Origin of the sequence: Paenibacillus sp. Pae15, from assembly GCF_024519685.1 — a bacterium.
Taxonomy (GTDB): Bacteria; Bacillota; Bacilli; order Paenibacillales; family NBRC-103111; genus Paenibacillus_G; species Paenibacillus_G naphthalenovorans.
The window spans coordinates 241,301-260,502 of record NZ_JALJRM010000003.1; the positions used below are offsets into that span (position 1 = coordinate 241,301).

Sequence of the window (19,202 nt, forward strand, 5' to 3'; positions counted from 1 at the left end):
GTGTGTGATGTGGAAACCTATCCGATCGATCAGATAAGTTTCTTGTCCATCTTCAAAACATTCCCAATTCAAATGGGCTGTCATTGTCGAGATCAAGGCCAAATTCCTTATTATAAGCACTTTCCTTCAACGCGAATATTTTCCCGTCGAGCAGGCTTACCAGCCCCCCGTTCTGCGCCAGTTGCGCCCATTCATAATGAAACAGATGAATCGTATACTGCTGAGCTTTGCGCAATAATCGTGATAAATCCTCAATCGACTCATTGCCATTCAGCCTTGCAATCATGTCTTTGCCTTCATCGTCGTAAGGGACAATAACAGAGGTTGTATGGTTATCAATTACATAAAAGTGTTCTGCTGCCGTTCGATAACTATTGACAATAAATAATGGCAAGCTTTCTTTCTTGTGATGCGTATAGGCTTGGTTATACGAATTGTGTGTCCTGTTAGACGCCAATAACTCGGTCATGTCCTTCTCTAATTTGGGGATAAAATAGTTCAAACTCGAACGGAATTCCGTATAAAATTCCTTAAAATACCTGTCCATAGCCTGAGCAGATAAAACATGGCCGCCATGGTGGTTCCGGTCATGCTTGAGATCGACGAGAATCCTCCTGGACAGTTTTTTCCCAACCTTTATTTCCGGCAAATAATCCAATTTCTCTTCCTCATGATCAATAACATACACTTGCTGGATCTCCCGCTCCCCATGACGGTTGCATCTTCCGGCAGCTTGTGCTATTGAATCGAGACCCGCCAAAGAACGAATCACACAATCAAAGCTTACATCTACCCCTGCTTCAATCAGTTGTGTGCTGATGCATATGACTTTCTCATGCTTCTCAAGATGTTCCCGCACTTGTTCCAATATGTGATTTCGGTGCGCGGCGCACATCGATGTGCTTAAGTAATAAATGGGGACATGACTCCCCGCCATTTGACGGTATAACCTCTTCACAACCGTCTTCGTATTCAAAATAACAAGCACACTTTGAACTTCGTCCATTTTTTCCGCAATAAAATCGGCAAGCTTATTATTGTTAAACGTTTCATCCGTTGCATTATCAATAATCTCCACCCGTTTGAAAGCCTCGATCACGCGATCCAGGTTTTCAATCATTTCAGCGTCTGCGTTCAATGCCAGCTTATGCTCCACAAAATCCAATGCAGGCTGGGTTGCAGTGCAAAGAATGAGACTGGAATGGCCATAAGTTTTCAAAAAATTCAGTGCTTGATTAAATAACGATACACATGAAACGGGAACCTTTTGCACCTCGTCAAAAATAATCACCGACTCGCTTAAATTATGAAGCCTCCGGATATTTCTGCTGCCTTTGGCATAGAACACATTCAAAAACTGCACCATCGTTGTAAAAATAATCGGCGAATCCCAGTTATCCTTTGCCAGCTTCAGCTTTTGCCGTGTATTGATCAGGCCGTCCTCGTTCTCGTCGTCCTCATTCCCGTCCTCGATGATGACGTTTGAATGATGCTCTAAAATATGTCCGCCATCCATCAGGATTTTGCGAATTTCTTCGGCATTTTGCTCAATAATCGTTGTATATGGAACTACATATATAATGTGCTTCTTGCCGTGCAGACTGGCATGCTTGAGTGCATATCTTAAACTGGCCAATGTCTTGCCGCCTCCGGTTGGAATCGATAAGGTATAGATCCCCGACGGCTTCCCGGCAAACTGGTCGCACTGTTCCGACATTTTCCTTCTAAGGATATTCATTTGTGTTTTTGCGGCGTCTTGAATTTGGTACGAGTGAATCTTTGCCATCAGTTTCTCATAATAGCCATCGAACAGCTCCTTGCGGTTCTGTTCCGGTTCGTGGGTCTTATTTTCTTCAAATAATCTGGTGTTCGTTCGATCGGCATCAATTAATGCGCTAAAAATAAACTTGGTCAGGAACATCAGCTTGCTTTCATCATTCCCCGCAAAGGGTTTCATCAGATAAGCCTCTAATTCTACTAATGCTTTTGAAACATACTGGTGAAATTCCGCCTCGCTGATCACATGGTCAAAAAAACACTGTACAGACCGATCAAACTCATTTAATTGTTTTTCCTGCACGCGCTTCAAGTAAGGCGACTCCAAATCCTTATTGAGAAAATCGTGAAGATAGGAATGGTGAGACAGAATAGCGTTACCTACAACTTCAGCCAAAATCCACTGAAGCCTGGAAGGGTTCCCCGTATGAAACAGCTGGTATAATAACTTTCCGCCCGCTGTCGAATGGTCTACACTGCCTCTTTTCGGCGGAGAATCCGGATTTCTCGCCGCCTCTAGTATGTACTCTCTAAATTCATGGGTAAATTTGCCCATATCATGAAGCATGCCCGCAAGACCTGCTATATGCTTGACGCCAATCTTCTCCCCGTATGATTCCGCCAAATCTTTTACTCCAAGCAAATGCTCCTCAACGCCTTGAATCTGATTGTCACTTTCACGAATATGAGCGACGTAATTCATTTTATCCCTCCCAGTTCTTTACTTTTGCCTTGTCAAACTAAATATACACCATCTTATGTTCAAAAGTTGTCAGGGAACATATATTCTGATTAGATTCGACTCAGCGCGGGATCAGTCAGCATTATAAAGATACCTTGTCACTCAGTTCAAACCAAGGTCCGCGCAGCACAGTAAATTTATTTTTGGATAAGGAATAAAAAGAATAAGGCCGGCCCATAAGTCATGAAAATGACTGAGGGCTAGCCGATTATTGTTTAAAACCTCCATTCCCGCGAAAAGAGAAGAAGGCGGATAACTACTTAGCTTTACTTCATTTCGCCTGTGAAGCAGGAAAATTTTCTCCTCTTATCCTTCCTCGCTTTGTAATACATTTTTGCCTTTCATCTTTAAAACAACCGGGATGATAAGCCATAAGGCCGCAGCCAGCAAAAAGACGGCCGAAACCGGCTTTTGCACGAAAATGATAAAATCTCCATTCGAAATCGTTAGCGCCCGGCGCAAATTATTTTCGATCATCGGTCCCAGAACAAGGCCAAGAACCAGAGGCGCCAGCGGATAATCATTGCGCGTCCAGTAAATCCCCGCAACGCCGCACAACATCAGCAGCATTAAATCGAAAATACTCGCCTGTACCGCATAAACACCGAATATGGAAATGACCACGATCATGGGCAGCAAAAACTTTTTTGGCGTCTGAATAATTTTGGCAAACACTCTAACCATAGGCATATTCAAAATGAGCAGCATCACGTTTCCGATAAACATACTTGCGATCAAACCCCATACCACTTGGGGATGCTCCTTGAACAAAAGCGGACCCGGTTGAATGTTGTACATGATGAGCGCCCCCATCAAGATGGCCGTTGTACCCGATCCAGGGATACCCATGGTCAGCATCGGGATTAACGCTCCTCCCGAGGCCGCATTGTTGGCCGATTCAGGGGAGGCTACGCCCGCAATCGCTCCTTGTCCGAACTTCTCGGGATGTTTACTGAGCTTCTTTTCCATGATGTAAGCAAAAAAAGAAGCAATCGTTGCTCCGGCGCCCGGCAGTACGCCAATGAAAAATCCCAGGAACGAACCGCGGAGAATCGGTGCCGCACTCTCCTTAAGATCCTGTTTAGTCGGTATCACTCGGTTAATTTTGGAGATCGGACCGTCATCCGTATCTTTTTCCAAAATGGTTTTAAACACTTCACCCAGAGCAAATAAACCGACCGCCACCGTCAAAAATTCAAATCCCTGATAAAGAGAAGGGTTATCAAAAGTAAAGCGGGCCACACCGGAAACCGCATCCATTCCTACGGTTGCCAGCAGCAGTCCGAGAATGGTCATAATCAGCGCTTTGGTAACCGATTTGCCGGCAAGCCCGCTCACCGCACACAGCCCTAAAGCCATAAGCGAAAAATATTCAGCGGGTCCGAAGGTCAGCGCTAAATCCGACAGGGGCCCCGCAAGACAGACCAGAAATAAAAGGGAAACGATGCCTGCGACAAAGGAGCCGATCGCCGCTATAGATAAAGCAGAGCCAGCCCGGCCTTGCTTGGCCATTTGATGACCGTCGAGCGTAGTCACTACCGAGGACGCCTCACCGGGGGTATTCAGCAAAATGGACGTCGTAGAACCGCCGTACATTGCGCCGTAATAGACTCCCGCCAACAAAATAATCGAGCTTGTGGCCGCTTCTGCGGGACTTAAACCCGATGTCATGGAAGCCGTAATCGGAATTAATAAGGCCACGCCGCTGATAGGACCAATGCCCGGCAGAACGCCTACCGCGGTTCCGATCAACACACCGAAAAATGCAAACACAAGATTATGCCACTGCAAAGCCGTAATAAAACCGCTGCCTAAAAACTGAAGAACTTCCACGGTTAAACCCCCTTATTCCCATCCGAGCCAAACAGGAAAGCCTGGTAAAGATCCCTGCAAGATTTCAACGAATACATAATAAATGCCGATCGATAAAAGAGCCGATACGGCAATGGAAATCAGCCACTTCCCTTTTTCCAACGTTTGAAAGCCGATCAACAAAAACAAAAACGTTCCGATGACATATCCGAGGTCTTCCAGGAAATAGGCATAAAGTACAGCCGACACAAACAGAATGCCGAACTTTTTATAATCCAGAGATTTTTTTACTTTTGCAGCATCAGGGTAGCGGAACGTTTCATATAACAAACGCAAGCTTAAAAGAACAAGGATCAAGCCCAGTCCAAACGGGAAAATATTGGGCCCCACCTCGCTTCCATAAGCGCTTGTGGAAATATTTTGGCTTAACAGCATGAACGCCGCGCCTGTAACCAAATAAACGATACTGGAACATCTGTCAAATGATTTATTCAAATTCGCCCTCTCCCCGATTCCGGTTCCACTAAAAAGCAGGCGAAGGACAAGGGCTTCTCCTGCTTTTTAAGGATGGATCCCGATTAATTCTTCGACATGCCAAGCACGTCTAAAATCTCTTTAATCAGCTTTTCCTGCTCATCCAGGAACGGTTTGAAATCTGCAGCGCTTTTATATTCGCTTTCCACGCCGTCTTCTGCCAGCAGCTTTTTCCATTCTTCTTTTTCACTGAGCTCTTTGAACACTTTATCCCAGTAAGCGATTTCATCTTTGCCCATTTCCTTAGGGCCTAACACGCCTCTCCAAATGGTAAAGTCTGCGTCTAATCCAAGCTCTCTTAAGGTTGGGACATCTTTAAGCAGGTCGGTATGAATTCTTTCCGGAGAAGTGACGGCCAGTACACGCACATGTCCGGATTTCACGTAAGGAAGAATCAGCGACACCGGCTTAGCGGCAGCGGTCGCATGGTTACCGAGCAGCGCCGTGATCGCTTCTCCTCCGCCGTCGTAAGCGACATATTTGATGGCTTTCGGATCGAGACCGTATTTATACACCGGGAGCATGGCAAACAAGTGATCCATACCGCCCGGCGAAGAGCCGCCGGCAATAATCACTTTGGCAGGATCCGCTTTGATATCCTCCAACAGCGCTTTCAAATCCTTGTACTTCGAATCGGCAGGAACCGTAATCGCACCGTAATCCTTGGTCAATTGAGCTAACGGCGTCGTATCCTTATAGCCGAAGGGACTATTTCCTTCTTTCTTTAAGTTGTTGATGATCACAGGCGGTGAATTGACCAGAAGCTTGTAAGGGTTTTTGGTTTCTTTTGTTGCATACTCAGCCATATAGACCGATCCGCCGCCGCCCGGTTTATTTTCGACGGTCATCGTCTCGGTGACCAGCTTGGTCTCGGAAAGCCCTTTGACAATCAGTCTCGCTGTTTTGTCCAAACCGCCTCCCGCACCGTTAGGAGCCACGAAAGTGATAGGCTTCACCGGATAATTTGATTTGGCCGCCGTTTTGGTTGCGGTTTCATTTGCATTCGCAGTACCTGCTTCTTTGGCCGTTCCGCATCCCGTTAAGCTGATTAACAATACGGCAGACAGAGCCCCTAACTTCCAATTTGATTTTCTCATCATCTGTACCTCCAAGCTATTCATTTTTAGCCAAACGGAGGAAAGTGCGAAAAGATCCCCTGTATCTCATCGCCTCTTCCTGTTTGTCGGCTCTCTTCTGACTGCATCAGATAGTAAGCTTAGTGTAATTCAGATTTTGAGATAAATTAAATACCGTTTTTCTATTATTATTAATAGATTTCTTTTATGTCTATTTCAATTGGCCGAATTCCATGTTCCTTACAAAATCAACAAACACTTTGATCAACTGAAGATCCAACGACTCCTTCTTATAAATCATCCACGATTTTCGGTTGATAGGTTCCCCATATTTAGAGGTCAGCTTGATTTTATGCAGATCCTCCTGCTCTCCCAGCACAATCGTAGGCAGAATAGCATAGCCCAGTCCATTCAGAACCATTTCTTTTCCCGTCTCCATTTTATCCACCTCCATAGCAATGCTCGGAGGCTGGGAAAAGCGTTCCTTCCACCAATGATCTACGGTATTTCTTAAGGACTGGTCTGTTTTGTAGTTGATTCGGGGAAGATTGGGAAGATCGCTCAGCTCGATTTTCTTTTTGGAAACGACGCAAATGCTTTCCTCCAGCAATAAATGCTTTTCATCGGGCCAATCATAATCCCCACGAATCATGCCGATATGAACGTTTTGCTTATATACGGAATGAACGAGCTCAGAGCTCCAGTCCGTCACCACCCTTACTTCCACGTCGGGGTACTGCTCCAGAAACTGTTTCAAAATCGATGGAAGCCTGTAGGATGCAATGCTGCTGGAAGCCCCCAAACGCAGAATGCCGGTTACCTTGCTGTCCAGATTCCATAAATATTCTTTGGTTTTGCGCAGCTCAAGAAGCATTTCACGGGCATACTTCACCAGATACTCGCCTTGTGCAGTAAATTGAATGCCTCTTCTTCCCCGATTGACGATCTTGATTCCGAACTCCTTCTCAAGCTGCTGTAATCGATAGGTCAAAGCAGGCTGTGAAATATACAGCTGCTCCGCCGTCTTTGTGATGTTTTGCTCCCGATGCAGCGTTTCCAGGATCATCCAGTCTTTATCTTCCATCATTACAAACCTCCGTTAGAAATCAACTTTTTCTATTATAATATATAGAATTTTAATATTATATTTATTTCTTCTCGTAAGTTACATTTAAAAATACAAAAACTAACTTTCTCCAATAAATCAAGGAGTGACGCGCATGTTCGATTTCGGAAAATTAGTAAAAGTACCGACAACTATCATGCGGGGAGGAACCAGCAAAGGGCTTATATTGCGCAAGGTTGACCTTCCTTCCGATCCGCAATTGCGGGATCACATGATACTCCGGTTGTTCGGCAGCCCGGACAGCAATCAAATCGACGGCCTGGGAGGCGGCACCAGCTTGACCAGCAAGCTGGCATTGGTAGGCCCGCCTTCAAGATCAGGCGCCCATATCGATTATACCTTCGGTCAAGTCAGTCTGGAGAAAAACGTCATCGATTATAAGGTAACCTGCGGTAATCTGATCACCGCCGTAGGACTTTATGCGGCAGAAGAAGGCTATGTGGCATTAACGGAGCCCGTTACCGAGGTCCGCATTTATAACACCAACATCAATAAGATCATCGTAGCTGAAATTCCGGTTGAGAATGGACAAATAAAGTATGAAGGGGATTTTTCCATTGCAGGCGTACCGGGCGTCGCTTCGAAAATCATGCTGAATTTTCTTGATTCCGGGGGAACGTTCACGGGAAAGACTTTGCCAACCGGTTCTCCGGTCGATACAGTTTGGCTTCAGGATGGACGACGATTTGAAATCAGTTTCGTCGACTGCTCCAATCCGGTGGTATTCGTCAGAGCGCACGATGTAGGGGCAAAAGGGACTGAACTTCACCAAGAAATCAACGGCAACAAGGAATTGCTGGATACATTGGAGCAAATTCGGGTACAGGCAGGAATCAAGACAGGTTTAATTCGACCGGATGAAATCGTCCATCCATCGACACACGCCTTGCCCAAGATAGCCATGGTCGCTGCCCCGGCAGATTATATCACTTCATCGAACCAAATGGTTCCGGCTGGAGATACGGATATTCTTTCCCGGTATCTTGCCATGGGTACGCTTCATAAAGCCCATGCGGTAAGCGGCGCCATGGCTTTGGCAGCGGCTTGTCAAATCCCGGGGAGTATTCCTAATCAATTAACGACTTCCAGCGGCGCCGGAGTACGGGTAGGTCATCCCTCCGGAATCCTGTATGTAGAAGCCAGAGTTGAACAACATAAATCCTCCTGGAGCGTAGAACGGGCGGCATGCGGAAGAACCGCGAGAAGATTAATGGACGGATATGCCTATATCCCTTATTCCGTGCTTGCAGCGCATGATAGATGAGTCCACGAGCAATATATTTCTTATTACAGGGCTTCCAGGCCCCATTATTTCATGCAAAAAAATCAAGGGCTTGAACCCCAGAGGCTCAAACCCTTGATTATTCGTTTCTTTTGATGCGGACGAGAGGACTCGAACCTCCACGGTTGTTACACCACTAGAACCTGAATCTAGCGCGTCTGCCAATTCCGCCACGACCGCAAATTTATTTCTCCGGGAAAGTCTATCAAAGCACTTCTTCCAAGGAGACAAGAAGTATAATACCATCGTTCAAAAGGGAAGTCAAGCATTTTTGACCCCTTTTTTTCTAAATCTATATGATGCCATTCGTATGTTTACCGAGGCCATTAAAGCCGAAGCTTCTTCCAACCCCCTGTGCCGTCAAGTAAAGTCGTTCTGATCGCAACACCCGGTTTGCTGCTGCTCACCGCGTTACCTATACTGCGCCGTCGGCTAGCCCTCCCTGTATGCGCGGAGCGCCTGCTGTGCCCAAGCTTCAAGCGCTTCCGGCGTCTCCTGCCGGGGAGCTGCGAACAAATGGGCCGCGTGGCCGGGACTCGTGAAATCCCGCATCAGGACCTCTCCCTCGACCCCTTCGCCGCTCTTGCGAATTTTGAGAACATAATGCTCCTCCAACAAAATATACTCCTCCTGCATCCCCCCGCTTTCCTGCATTGGTTATCACTCCTTGATCTGCGCCGGTTCTTTATAACCTATGGTGCCCCAAGCGCGGTCACCTCATACGTCAGTTATTGTACCCGTCACCGTCATATCGCTTTCTTCCAGCCGAAAATTCAACTCCTGGAATGCAGCCGCCTTTAATTTTGCAGCTTAACCGCGTTTACCCAAGCGGCTGCGCAATCCGGAACGAAAGCCGGCCAGCGGGAACGAAGGTACCGCATATTGGGCTTTTTTCGGCCATTATTCTTCCTCTATCGAGAACAAGGAAACCCTGGGTTCGGAAAACGGCTGATAGTGATAGCGCCGGTCCAGCTTGACCAACCGGCGGTTCGGTTTACGAATCATCACCGTGTTGTCGTCCCATGCGACTACAATGCCTTTGACATCGTTTGCGCTGTCCGCATCACGGACAACTCTCAACAGGGTACTCTCTAATCTATAAATATCCAGCTGTTCATCCGAAATCACGGATAACCCTCCTTTGGTTTAAGATTACCCCATCCAGGGGCTGCCATAAACCTGCTCAATCAGACTACGCGGGAGACACCGGCTTCAGGCCGGCAGTCGCTCTTCTTCCCACAATCGTGCGATGATAAATCGCGACAATGACAATGGCCGGCCCATCTTCCGCCATACTGCGCGGCGCGATGTCCAACACTTGGCGGTGGTCCGCAAGTTCGGCGTCTCCCTTTGGAGCAGTCGGAATGTTGTCTTGATTGTACCGCGCACTGCCCGCACCTGACAACCTTCGGGAGGGGTATGGCGCGAATTTCCATTTTCGTCGATTCCGAACTGACAAGTCCGATTCGCGGTCGCGCTTGGCGATTCCGATATTAGCTCCCTTCAGACACGCCGGCGGGACAAGCGATCATTGCCAAAGCGGAGGAGGTTCTCGGTCACATCGAAGACCTGAAGCGCTTGTCGCAAGGCAGCCATTCGACGCTTCACCAAGAGCTCAGAGTGGCGGCGCTGCCCGGATTCATGCCCATCCTTGTGAAAACCATCGTTGAATTAAAAAAGGTGGCGCCGAACATCCAAACGAGTATTATCGAGATGGCTTCGCAGGATGTCGTCAACGAAATTCAAAACGATCGTCTGGATATCGGGTTAATCGTTTATTCCGGACGCGTGATGAACGCAGCCAAGGGACTTCTGTTTGAACCTATGCTTCCGGGGGAATTCGTATTGGTAACCGGCAGGACGTCTCCGCTTGCGTCATTACGGAGCATCAAGCCGGATGTCCTGCTGCAGCATCCCATGGTTCTTTATCACGATAATTACCTGTTGCAGTTCAAGGATCGCCTGATAGCCGAATACGGCCGAATAAATTTGCTGTTCGTTTCCAATAATTTGGATGCGCTCGATCAGGCCATGATCGAGGAGCATGCGTTTGCGATCGGACTCGATTTTTCCCTTGGGCAGGACCCGCTGGGTTGATAACGGCGATCTTGTCGTGCTAGAGTTGGATATGAACAAGCCTTCGCTTCAAATTGGCTGGGTATATCCTCAGAAGATCAGCCGCAATGAGACGATGAAACGGTTCATGGCATTGGTGAAACATAAATTGAACCCTGAAGCAAGGCCGTACTTGATGAATAGCTGAGCGACGTTCCATACTTTTGCATAATGCGGCAGCGAGGTGTCGGGAAATGAATGAGAATTTAAAAAAGCTGGCGGCCGAAAAAGCGGTGGAAACGCTGGAAAGCGGCATGATCGTCGGACTGGGCACCGGATCGACCGCTTATTGGGCGATCAAACGCATCGCGGAGCGCGTGTGGGAGGGGCTTGACATCAAGGGGGTCCCAAGCTCCGAACGTTCCGAACAATTTGCAGCGGAGTGGGAAATCCCGCTGATCGGCATCGAGGAGATCGACCGGATCGATGTGACGATCGACGGGGCGGACGAAATCGATCCTTTTCTTCGCTTGATCAAAGGCGGGGGCGGCGCGCTTCTGCGGGAAAAGGTGCTGGCGGCAAACAGCGACAAGCTTCTGATCATAGCCGACGAATCAAAGTGTGTGGAGACGCTGGGGCGGTTCCCGCTGCCGGTGGAGATCGTTCCGTTTGCGGTACGGCTGACGCTGAACCGCCTGCGGGAACTGGGCTGCACGCCCACCGTCCGTCTTGACGGCGACCGGCCTTACTGGACAGACAACGGGAACTTCATTGCCGACTGCCAGTTCGGTTCCATCGCGGACCCGGAATGGCTGGCCGTGCAGCTCAATCAAATTCCGGGCGTCGTAGAGAACGGCCTGTTCGTACGGATGGCCTCGGCGGCCTATATCGGCCGCAGCGACGGCACGGTCGAAATCATAAAATGAACGCCATTCAACGACAGGCAGCCCCGTGATTCAAAAAAAAACCTGTGCCGCCGTTTATGCTTCGGCGGACAGGTTCTTATGGAAGACTGCATTATCAGCAATCGATCATTTATTTAACTAACTGACATGTTCTCTTGAATCATTCGTTTCGAACCAGTAGTCGAGTACTCTGCTGGACATAACCCGCTTGTTGATGTAATCGACCTGCTGCTGCGAAAATTGCTCCTCCCATGAAATCTGGAGCTCGTTGCAAAGCTTTACGATCGTCAACAGCTCAGACCAAGCCACATACCGTTTGTACCAAAAAAATTGAGGATGCTCAATCATATAGGGATACAGATCGTCAAAATCCGTATGTTTACAATCAAGGGCACGTTCAAAGTGTAATTTCGCCTCTCTTAATTTGGTTACGAAAAAATCGGACGGAACTTCTTTCCCCATGCAAGTAGCACCTCCCCATGTTAGTCAGTTGCAGATGAACTGGCTTTAAGCATTGCTCATTTAATTCGCTTACTCATCATTATATAGTAAAATGCGCTTGGATGGAAGGCTTTCTGTCGCACGAAAATAAGTTCCGATACGGTTACTCGAATTGAATCTGCCCGTTGGCCAACGATGAGATTTTCACCAAAGACTCTACACGAACGCCGGATTCGCGGATCGTCCGGCCGCCGGCCTGGAATGATTTTTCAACCGCGATTCCCACACCGAGCAATGTGGCTCCAGAGCGTCGGATAATGCGAATAAGTCCTCGTGCGGCATCCCCGTTTGCAATAAAATCGTCTATAAGCACAACCCGGTCCGTTTCATTCAAAAATTCTTTAGATACCATGATATCCGTCACCATCCCTTTGGTAAAAGACGGTACACGTTCGCAGTAGGTTTCCGTATCCGTATTCAGTGTTTTCTTCCTCCGCGCAAATACAAGCGGGACGTTCAACTCTTGTGCGGCCGCAAAAGCGATCGGAATGCCGGACGACTCGATCGTAACAATCTTCGTCACGCCTTCTTCCCGAAACAGCTTGGCGAATTCCTGTCCCATCGCTGTTGTCAGGGCCGGATCGACCGCATGATTCAGAATGGCATCCAGCTTAATGACCTCATCGGATAAAACAACGCCCACTTCCCTTATTTTTTGCTTCAATAATTCCATTCTCCACGCCTCCGTCTCTGAACCTCTATTTGGATAACTTATCATAACGGCAAACTAGGTTTCAAGTATCTTCTTTAAGCGGATTCCATAAATTTATGCAACCTTTTATCTTGTTCCTTCGTCTATAACATTATAAGGAAGAAAGATCGTCTGCCGGAGTAAAAATGAAGCTTTGTAAATGGTAACCCTGTTTTTCATGCCATTTGACCGGATTCGGCGTTTTTTGGTCTTTGTGAAGCCGGCTGTGAAAGAGTATCATGAAGTAGGCTCAATGGTGTAATGTTACACGGAAAGGAAGTTCGTGATGAATAAAAGGCAAAGTTTCATCGGATTCTTATCCGTTATGATGGTGATAGCGCTCATCGCTGCAGGATGCACAAAGGAGCAAGCGGGACCGGGCGAGACTCCGGATGGAAGCGCACAAGCGGTCGTCTCTGGAACACTGGCACCCGGCGATGAAGCATGGTCACCTCAGACACCTGCAACGGACCCGTCTGCCGACGCTCCGCCGGACTCGGCTTCCCCTGCCGATACGAATGAACAAGTCTCTCTTGCCAGCGCACGTACAGAAGACAATGAAAAGAACGGCAGTGCTCCGAAAACCGGAGGCGGCACCAAGCCCAAAATCAAAATCGAATCGCCTTACACCGAAGCCAACCCGACTCTGCTCGGCTTCACGCTGAAGACCAGTGCGGAGGAAGTGGTGAGCAGGATCGGCAAACCGAGGGAGCAGTTCGTCATGGTAGACGATACCGATCCGATTACCGTATACGACTATACCGATTTCCTGATGGGCTTTAACCAAAAGAACGAACTGCTTTTTATCGATGTCAGAAGCGCGGATATCAATCCCGGACTGGGAGGCCTGAAGCTGGGCGATCCTGTCGCAAACGTGACAAAGGCGCTCGGCAAGCCGGATGTCAACACCACCTATGTACTCTCTTATAAAGCCAATGGCGCCATGCTGAAGCTGGATATCGATCCCAAAACACAAACCGTGAATTCGATCAAATTGTTTGCAGAATAAAATAACCCGCCCGGTTCGGTTAAAAACGGGCGGGTTATTTCGTGTTTAACGCGTTTTGTGCGAAAGGAATTGAAATGGTTTTCATCGATGCGCAGATGACCGCAGATGAAAGACTTATTTCGAGCCATACAGCGCCCGCTTGCGGTACCTCCAATAGATATAGGCCCCGACACAGGCGACGGCGACAATAACAAACACAGGCATACACAAATAATGATGCGCCGCCTCCAGGATTCGCGGAGCGTTCATACCAATCACATGTCCGAGCGTCAAGAAGGTAGTCACCCAGATCAATCCGCCGATCCCCGCAAAAAGCAAATAACGCCAAATCCCCACATTGCTGACGCCTGCCCAATAACAGGTAAAATGGCGCACCCCGGGAACGTAATACCCGAAAGCAACTGCCCACATGCCGTATTTTTTGAACCAGTTCTCCGCCACATGCAGCCGTTCAGGCGTAAGCTTGACCCATTTTCCATATTTATATAGAAAAGGCTTTCCGACCTTCCTTCCAAGAATATAGCTTACCACCATACCCGTCATCGCTCCGCAGAAGCTGACCGCCAATGTAACGCCGAACGATAGCAGCGGTTCCTCGGCTGCGGTAAGAGAACCGACAGTCGTCATTAAAATTTCATCAGGAACGGGAATACCGACGATTCCCAGTGCCAATAAACCATATAGAGCAAAATAACCGTAGTGATCTATCAATTGCAAGAGATGCTCCACCTTGACACGCTCCAGCGAAAAAGTTGTCGAAACTCAAGCTAGTCTCATTGTACCAGATGTTTGATATTTACCCAAGAACAACTTTCCTGACGGTCTTCCGGGCAATAAAAAGTCATGAGGCTTGACCGAATTTCATACGTTATATAGTAGCCAAGCCGTTAAAGGGGAGGATCGCATAAATGAGAAGATGGGGAAGCATCCTGCAGGTCAGCTTCACCTATGTAGGTACCGTCGTCGGTGCAGGATTTGCCACCGGGCAGGAAATATTGCAGTTTTTTACCCGCTACGGCTGGATGGCCACGCTGACCATCGGGATCGCGAGCGTGCTGTTCGTATGGCTCGGGATCAAGCTGATGCTGCTCGCCAACGTTGCAGGAGCCAAATCATATGAAGATCTGAACAAACTGTTGTTTGGGGAGCGCATCGGCAGCCTGATCAGCCTTTTTACCCTGATTTCTTTGTTCGGTGTATCCACCGTGATGCTGGCAGGCGCCGGTTCCGTCTTTTCCGAGCATCTGAATCTGCCTTACCAGGCAGGATTGGCCGTTACGCTGCTGTTGTCCTATGTGCTCCTGATCAAAGGAATGAACGCCATTATGACCGTCAATTCCATCGTCGTACCGTTAATGATGATATTCAGCTGCATCGTGGTTTGGAACGCTGTGAACTCACCGGGGTCCGCCAACTGGCTGCTGCTCGAAACCGGTTACTCCTTGCAGCGCATTTGGTTTGCCCCTTTTTTGTACGTGGCCTTTAACCTGACGATGGCCCAGGCCGTATTAGTCCCCCTTGGCGCCCAAATCGATGACCGTTCGGTACTGTTCTGGGGCGGATTATGGGGTGGAGTCGGCATCGGCCTGATGCTTATCGCAGGACATTTTGCCCTCTCCGCGCAAATGCCGGGCATTATGAATTACGATATTCCCATGGGCCAGCTGGTCTTGGGCCTTGGCTCGCTGCTGCCCTTGTTGTTTGTGCTCGTCATTTACGGCGAAATCTTCACTACCCTGTTGGCCGATGTGTACGGCTTATCCCTTCAGCTCGAACAACGGACACGCTTATCTTACAAGACCATCGTCCCCGTTGTTCTCCTGCTCAGCTATGGCATCAGTCAGATCGGCTTTAAAGCGCTGATCTCATCGCTTTATCCTTTACTCGGCATGCTCAGCATGGCCTGGATGGTCATGATGATGTGGCGAAGGACTCCTTCGATCCGTCCGAACTAACGATAAGGTCAGCGCTAAACGGACGATCAGCATCAGCATACCGGACAGGGTAAAAACGAATCCGCACAGCAAGTACCCGAAATGGTAAGGGGGATATTGATCCGCATCCCGCAATACGGCGACCAGATCTGTGAATAAGAACATGCTGCCGACCATAAACAAAACGAGCAGCGCATAATCGAAATAAGTCCATTTCAGCAAATGCGGGGCACTTTTTTGAAGCCAGCCGGAAGGGTTTCCCGGAGGTCCGTTCTCCTCCCCGTCCGGCTCCCCCTTACGGGCTTGAGCCCCGGCAAAGACCGACCAGGCCAGAAGCACGGCCGAGCCCGTCACGGCAAGTCCCAACGCACCGCCGAACAGAGCTAACAGCGTCATCATGGTTGCAGCACCTCACAAGCGATTATTGGATATTAAAAGGTATATCGGCTCAATTCATAGGCCATCCACACAAAAAGAGCAAACAACACAGCGGGAAGAATCGCTATGGACGCTTTTAAGATGCCTGCGGGTACGGGCGCTTCACGCCAAAGCAGACCCCATCGGCGCCAAGCGGATTCCGGCAGGGACAACGTTCCCGCCTCGTCCGATGAGAGGGCGGCGGCCTGTCCTGTTCCCGTGATGGTTTTTCGCTTTCGGCCGTCACGATACGTCATCTCGCGGGAGACACGCTGCTTGTTAGGCGATTCAGATGGTTCCGAATTCATGAACGGTCTCTCCCCTCGTCTTCACATTATTCTTGTACTACCCCTATAGTATTCGATATACTCAAAAAAAAGCAATGTTTCGATGCCAATCAGGAGGTAGTTCAATGCGTAAAGTAGCTGCCGTCACAGGCGGAGCGCAAGGGATCGGTAAAGCGGTTGCCCTTGAATTCATCAAAGCGGGCTATGAGGTGTCCGTGGCGGATACGGACCAGGAAGCAGGAGACGAGCTAGTCGCGGAAATCCGCGAGCTGGGCGGCAAAATCCTGTTCTTTCCCGCCGATGTGTCCAGGGAAACGGATATTGAACAATGGTTCAAGGCTATGCTCGAAGAGCTTGGCCGGGTCGACGTGCTCGTCAACAATGCCGGGATCGGCATTCACGGGTCCATGCTGGACCTGCCGCTGGCGTCATTCGATCGGGTCATCGGCGTCAATTTGCGCGGAGCGTTCGCATGCTCGCAGCATGCCGCCAGAGCTATGAAATGCCAGGGCTCCGGTGTTATTATTCATATGGCTTCTACCCGAGGACTGATGTCGGAAGCCGATACGGAAAGCTATGCTGCCTCCAAAGGCGGCTTACTGGCGCTCACCCATGCCATGGCCGTCAGTCTCGGCCCTTACGGGATCCGTGTGAACGCCATCAGTCCCGGCTGGATCGAGGTTGGTGATTGGCAGAAGGCATCCAAACGCCGGAATCCGGTCCATACCGAGCGTGACCGGCTGCAGCACCCGGTGGGACGCGTCGGAACGCCTGAAGACATCGCAGCCGCCTGTCTCTATTTGGCCGATGACCGGGCTGGCTTTATTACCGGGCAGAACCTCGTGATCGACGGGGGCATGACGGTCAAAATGATTTACGAAGAATAAGCACCTTATCCGTCTGACAATAAGGAGATTAGCATTATGTGGTTCGTATTTGCGGCTGCCTCATCGATCTGCTTCGGATTGAGAGGCATCCTGTATCAATGGACGTCGCAGCGGCCGATCCACCGTGATCCGCTTCTGTTCGGCGTTTTTCTGATGGGCGCGCTGGCCGCGCTGGCCGCCAGCCTGGTGACCGGACAAGCCTGGACCAGGCCTGTATGGATCGGAGTGCTCATGGGGCTGTTTTCATTTGCCTCCAACGCGTCGATGTATAAAGGCTTCGCCGTCGGAAAAACATCGCTTGTGGCGATGTTTACCGGCCTTCCGCCCGTAGTAGTCGTAGTGCTCGCTTATTTATTCTGGGGCGAAAAGCTGAACGGCTGGCAGCTGGTTTCGTTTCTGGTTATCATCGCCGGGATTATCCTGATCCGTTATTCCAGCGATCTGTCTCTGAACAATCTGCAAGGCGCCCAGTGGGGAGCGCTCGCCATGCTGTTCTTCGCCTTGAACGATCTCACCGGAAAGCAATCCGCCCTGCTTGAAGCGGCGGCAATGCCGACGCTCACACTCATGTTTACGACCGGCGCGATTTTGTTCGGGGTCGTATGGCTGCTGAATATGAGGCGGCAGGCTGCCGCAGGACTTGACCGTGCCGTGAAGGAAATCGCGGCGGCCGCGGAGGAGGCGGGAAGTCCTCCTGCCGCCGCCGCGGATTCGACAAAGCTGTGGTCACCCGGCAGAACGGTGCTGTGGGGGATGGTGGTCGGCAGCACGAACGCCATCGGCATGATGCTGCTCATGCAGGCGTTCAAGCTCGGAGTAACCGGACTTGTCAGCGCCGTCGTTTCGATGAATGTCGCACTCATCCTGATATATGCCCGTTTCGTGCTCAAAGAAAAATTCAGCCGCCTCGAATTGGGCGGCTTGTTATGCGTATTGACAGGCATGATTCTTTTGAGGCTGTCAGCTTAAAAGCATCATGCCGGCGTTCCATGGGAGAAAGCTGACGCCAACCGGCAGCTGAAACGATTATGGCGTAAGACGACTGACGGATGCCGCCGGAAAACGGGATGCATAAGCGTCCAGCACGTGCCTGTGGCAGGTGAACAGCAGCAGCTGATGCCGTTCCGCAACGGACCGCAGCAGGTCCAGCCCGTATCCCAGCCGCTCATCGTCAAAATTGACGAACAAGTCATCGATGACAAGCGGCAGTTGGATACCGGATGCGGCATATTCGTCCGCAAGCGCGAAGCGGATGCACAAATACATTTGCTCCGCCGTTCCCCGGCTCAAATGAACCGTATCCAGCTGCTCCCCGTTTTCTTTTTCCGCGAGCACTTTCTGCTCGCCCAGCGGGGCGAGCATCCGGACGTAGCGTCCGGCGGTCACACGCTCAAAGTAAACCGAAGCTCTCTGCATGACGGAGGGCTGTTTCTCGTGCTCGTACATCTTCTTTGTCCTTACGAACAGCGAGCTGCACATCGCATGGACGGCCCAGCGCCTGATCAAGCGCTGCAGCTCGGCCCGACGCTCCTCCACCGTCTGCAGCTTGTCCACATGGTCCCCGCCGGATATCAGCCGATCAAGCTCATAACGCCGGCGGGTCTTCTCCTCCCGGACATGTTCCAGCAATCCGCGGCTTGACTCCAGGTTTTCCTGCAAAGCCTGAAGCGTTTCTTCCAAATCTGCGGCCTGCCGCCGTTCCAATTCTTCATTCAACCGTTCCAGCTGTTCATCGCCGGCCAGGGTTCTGAGCGCAAGCTCCTCCTGCCTCAGCTCGGCGAGCAGTTCCAGCCGCCGCCGGTACTCCACATAGCGCCTGCGCAGCGCTTCTTCCCCTTCCGCCTCCGCCGCCTGGAGCAGCTCCAGACGGCGGGCTTCGCACCGTTCCAGCTGCTGCTGCAAAAGCGCGGCCTGCTGCTGCAGTTCAGCAAGCTGCCGGCGGCCGTGCTCCAGCTGCTGCAGCCGGGCAAGCTCTCGGTCGCGGGCGGCCTGCCACGCCCTCAGCGCGGGCCCCGGGTCGCGCCCGGCCGCGTCGCCGAGCAGCGCCGCCGTCTCCGCCGCGAAGCCGGCGATCGTGCGCCGCATCGCCTCGCAGCGCGCTGCCTGCCGGCGCAGCCGCTGCAGCTGCTCGAGCGACTGCTCCGCCAGCTGCAGCAGCTCCAGCGCCG

The 19,202-nt window shown here is 50.3% G+C and carries 21 protein-coding genes and 1 tRNA gene; 7 read left to right on the forward strand and 15 right to left on the reverse strand.

The genetic code is table 11. The features are described from left to right. Positions 1–52 precede the first annotated feature (52 nt). The 5 genes from cas3 to NR121_RS04220 all read right to left on the reverse strand — a co-directional run bounded on the left by cas3 (position 53) and on the right by NR121_RS04220 (position 7,024). Positions 53–2,479: a CRISPR-associated helicase Cas3' gene (gene cas3, locus NR121_RS04200; protein ID WP_256830606.1), complete on the reverse strand. Its 2,427-nt coding sequence runs from the start codon at positions 2,477–2,479 to the stop codon at positions 53–55. Between the two features lie 345 nt (positions 2,480–2,824). After that, positions 2,825–4,351 (reverse strand): tripartite tricarboxylate transporter permease, encoded by a 1,527-nt coding sequence (locus NR121_RS04205; RefSeq protein WP_062407226.1) that lies wholly within the window; start codon positions 4,349–4,351, stop codon positions 2,825–2,827. Between the two features lie 12 nt (positions 4,352–4,363). Continuing rightward, positions 4,364–4,825, reverse strand: coding sequence for a tripartite tricarboxylate transporter TctB family protein (locus tag NR121_RS04210; RefSeq protein WP_054820097.1), 462 nt, complete (start codon positions 4,823–4,825; stop codon positions 4,364–4,366). An 83-nt stretch (positions 4,826–4,908) separates the two neighbouring features. Then, the gene (locus NR121_RS04215) at positions 4,909–5,961 is read right to left on the reverse strand and encodes a Bug family tripartite tricarboxylate transporter substrate binding protein (RefSeq protein ID WP_062407224.1); all 1,053 of its coding nucleotides are present in this window, start codon (positions 5,959–5,961) and stop codon (positions 4,909–4,911) included. Between the two features lie 190 nt (positions 5,962–6,151). Then, entirely contained in the window at positions 6,152–7,024 is an 873-nt protein-coding gene (locus NR121_RS04220) for a LysR family transcriptional regulator (protein ID WP_054820096.1), read from the reverse strand. A 136-nt stretch (positions 7,025–7,160) separates the two neighbouring features. Between NR121_RS04220 and NR121_RS04225 the strand changes: the two genes are divergently transcribed. Then, positions 7,161–8,330 carry a 2-methylaconitate cis-trans isomerase PrpF family protein gene (locus tag NR121_RS04225; RefSeq protein WP_054820159.1) on the forward strand — a complete coding sequence of 390 codons (1,170 nt, stop codon included), beginning with the start codon at positions 7,161–7,163 and terminating at the stop codon, positions 8,328–8,330. 114 nt (positions 8,331–8,444) lie between these two features. On the opposite strand, the gene NR121_RS04230 is transcribed toward NR121_RS04225, so the two are convergent. The 4 genes from NR121_RS04230 to NR121_RS04245 all read right to left on the reverse strand — a co-directional run bounded on the left by NR121_RS04230 (position 8,445) and on the right by NR121_RS04245 (position 9,753). After that, a tRNA-Leu gene (locus tag NR121_RS04230) sits at positions 8,445–8,528 on the reverse strand. A gap of 252 nt (positions 8,529–8,780) precedes the next feature. Continuing rightward, positions 8,781–9,002: a hypothetical protein gene (locus NR121_RS04235; RefSeq protein ID WP_054820160.1), complete on the reverse strand. Its 222-nt coding sequence runs from the start codon at positions 9,000–9,002 to the stop codon at positions 8,781–8,783. Between the two features lie 246 nt (positions 9,003–9,248). Further along, entirely contained in the window at positions 9,249–9,476 is a 228-nt protein-coding gene (locus tag NR121_RS04240) for a hypothetical protein (protein WP_054820161.1), read from the reverse strand. Positions 9,477–9,540: 64 nt separating this feature from the next. After that, the gene (locus NR121_RS04245) at positions 9,541–9,753 is read right to left on the reverse strand and encodes a hypothetical protein (protein ID WP_054820162.1); all 213 of its coding nucleotides are present in this window, start codon (positions 9,751–9,753) and stop codon (positions 9,541–9,543) included. 173 nt (positions 9,754–9,926) lie between these two features. Between NR121_RS04245 and NR121_RS04250 the strand changes: the two genes are divergently transcribed. Next, positions 9,927–10,445: a substrate-binding domain-containing protein gene (locus NR121_RS04250; RefSeq protein ID WP_054820163.1), complete on the forward strand. Its 519-nt coding sequence runs from the start codon at positions 9,927–9,929 to the stop codon at positions 10,443–10,445. Positions 10,446–10,657: 212 nt separating this feature from the next. After that, positions 10,658–11,329, forward strand: coding sequence for a ribose-5-phosphate isomerase RpiA (gene rpiA / locus NR121_RS04255; protein WP_074727903.1), 672 nt, complete (start codon positions 10,658–10,660; stop codon positions 11,327–11,329). 117 nt (positions 11,330–11,446) lie between these two features. Here rpiA and NR121_RS04260 read toward each other — a convergent pair whose 3' ends face one another. Next, positions 11,447–11,770, reverse strand: coding sequence for a hypothetical protein (locus tag NR121_RS04260; RefSeq protein ID WP_074727901.1), 324 nt, complete (start codon positions 11,768–11,770; stop codon positions 11,447–11,449). A 142-nt stretch (positions 11,771–11,912) separates the two neighbouring features. Then, positions 11,913–12,482 carry a xanthine phosphoribosyltransferase gene (locus NR121_RS04265; RefSeq protein ID WP_062407212.1) on the reverse strand — a complete coding sequence of 190 codons (570 nt, stop codon included), beginning with the start codon at positions 12,480–12,482 and terminating at the stop codon, positions 11,913–11,915. 304 nt (positions 12,483–12,786) lie between these two features. On the opposite strand from NR121_RS04265, the gene NR121_RS04270 reads away from it, so the two are divergent. Then, on the forward strand, positions 12,787–13,509 hold the full coding sequence (locus NR121_RS04270) for a DUF4309 domain-containing protein (RefSeq protein WP_054820165.1): 723 nt from the start codon (positions 12,787–12,789) through the stop codon (positions 13,507–13,509). A gap of 114 nt (positions 13,510–13,623) precedes the next feature. Here NR121_RS04270 and NR121_RS04275 read toward each other — a convergent pair whose 3' ends face one another. Next, positions 13,624–14,226 carry a DedA family protein gene (locus NR121_RS04275; protein WP_249929510.1) on the reverse strand — a complete coding sequence of 201 codons (603 nt, stop codon included), beginning with the start codon at positions 14,224–14,226 and terminating at the stop codon, positions 13,624–13,626. Between the two features lie 191 nt (positions 14,227–14,417). On the opposite strand from NR121_RS04275, the gene NR121_RS04280 reads away from it, so the two are divergent. After that, positions 14,418–15,464, forward strand: a complete 1,047-nt coding sequence (locus tag NR121_RS04280; RefSeq protein ID WP_062407205.1) for a YkvI family membrane protein — start codon at positions 14,418–14,420, stop codon at positions 15,462–15,464. Here the strand turns inward: NR121_RS04280 and NR121_RS04285 are convergent. Then, the gene (locus tag NR121_RS04285; RefSeq protein ID WP_256830616.1) at positions 15,390–15,842 is read right to left on the reverse strand and encodes a hypothetical protein; all 453 of its coding nucleotides are present in this window, start codon (positions 15,840–15,842) and stop codon (positions 15,390–15,392) included. The genes NR121_RS04280 and NR121_RS04285 overlap by 75 nt on opposite strands. 32 nt (positions 15,843–15,874) lie before the next feature. After that, on the reverse strand, positions 15,875–16,168 hold the full coding sequence (locus NR121_RS04290; protein ID WP_062407201.1) for a hypothetical protein: 294 nt from the start codon (positions 16,166–16,168) through the stop codon (positions 15,875–15,877). 104 nt (positions 16,169–16,272) lie between these two features. Here NR121_RS04290 and NR121_RS04295 point away from each other — a divergent pair, with 104 nt between their 5' ends. Further along, positions 16,273–17,034, forward strand: coding sequence for an SDR family NAD(P)-dependent oxidoreductase (locus tag NR121_RS04295; RefSeq protein WP_054820168.1), 762 nt, complete (start codon positions 16,273–16,275; stop codon positions 17,032–17,034). 36 nt (positions 17,035–17,070) lie between these two features. Next, the gene (locus NR121_RS04300) at positions 17,071–18,003 is read left to right on the forward strand and encodes an EamA family transporter (RefSeq protein WP_054820169.1); all 933 of its coding nucleotides are present in this window, start codon (positions 17,071–17,073) and stop codon (positions 18,001–18,003) included. A gap of 57 nt (positions 18,004–18,060) precedes the next feature. Here NR121_RS04300 and NR121_RS04305 read toward each other — a convergent pair. After that, positions 18,061–19,202, reverse strand: a 1,142-nt coding sequence (locus NR121_RS04305) for an ATP-binding protein (RefSeq protein WP_375162507.1), incomplete at its 5' end; no start/stop codon positions are given.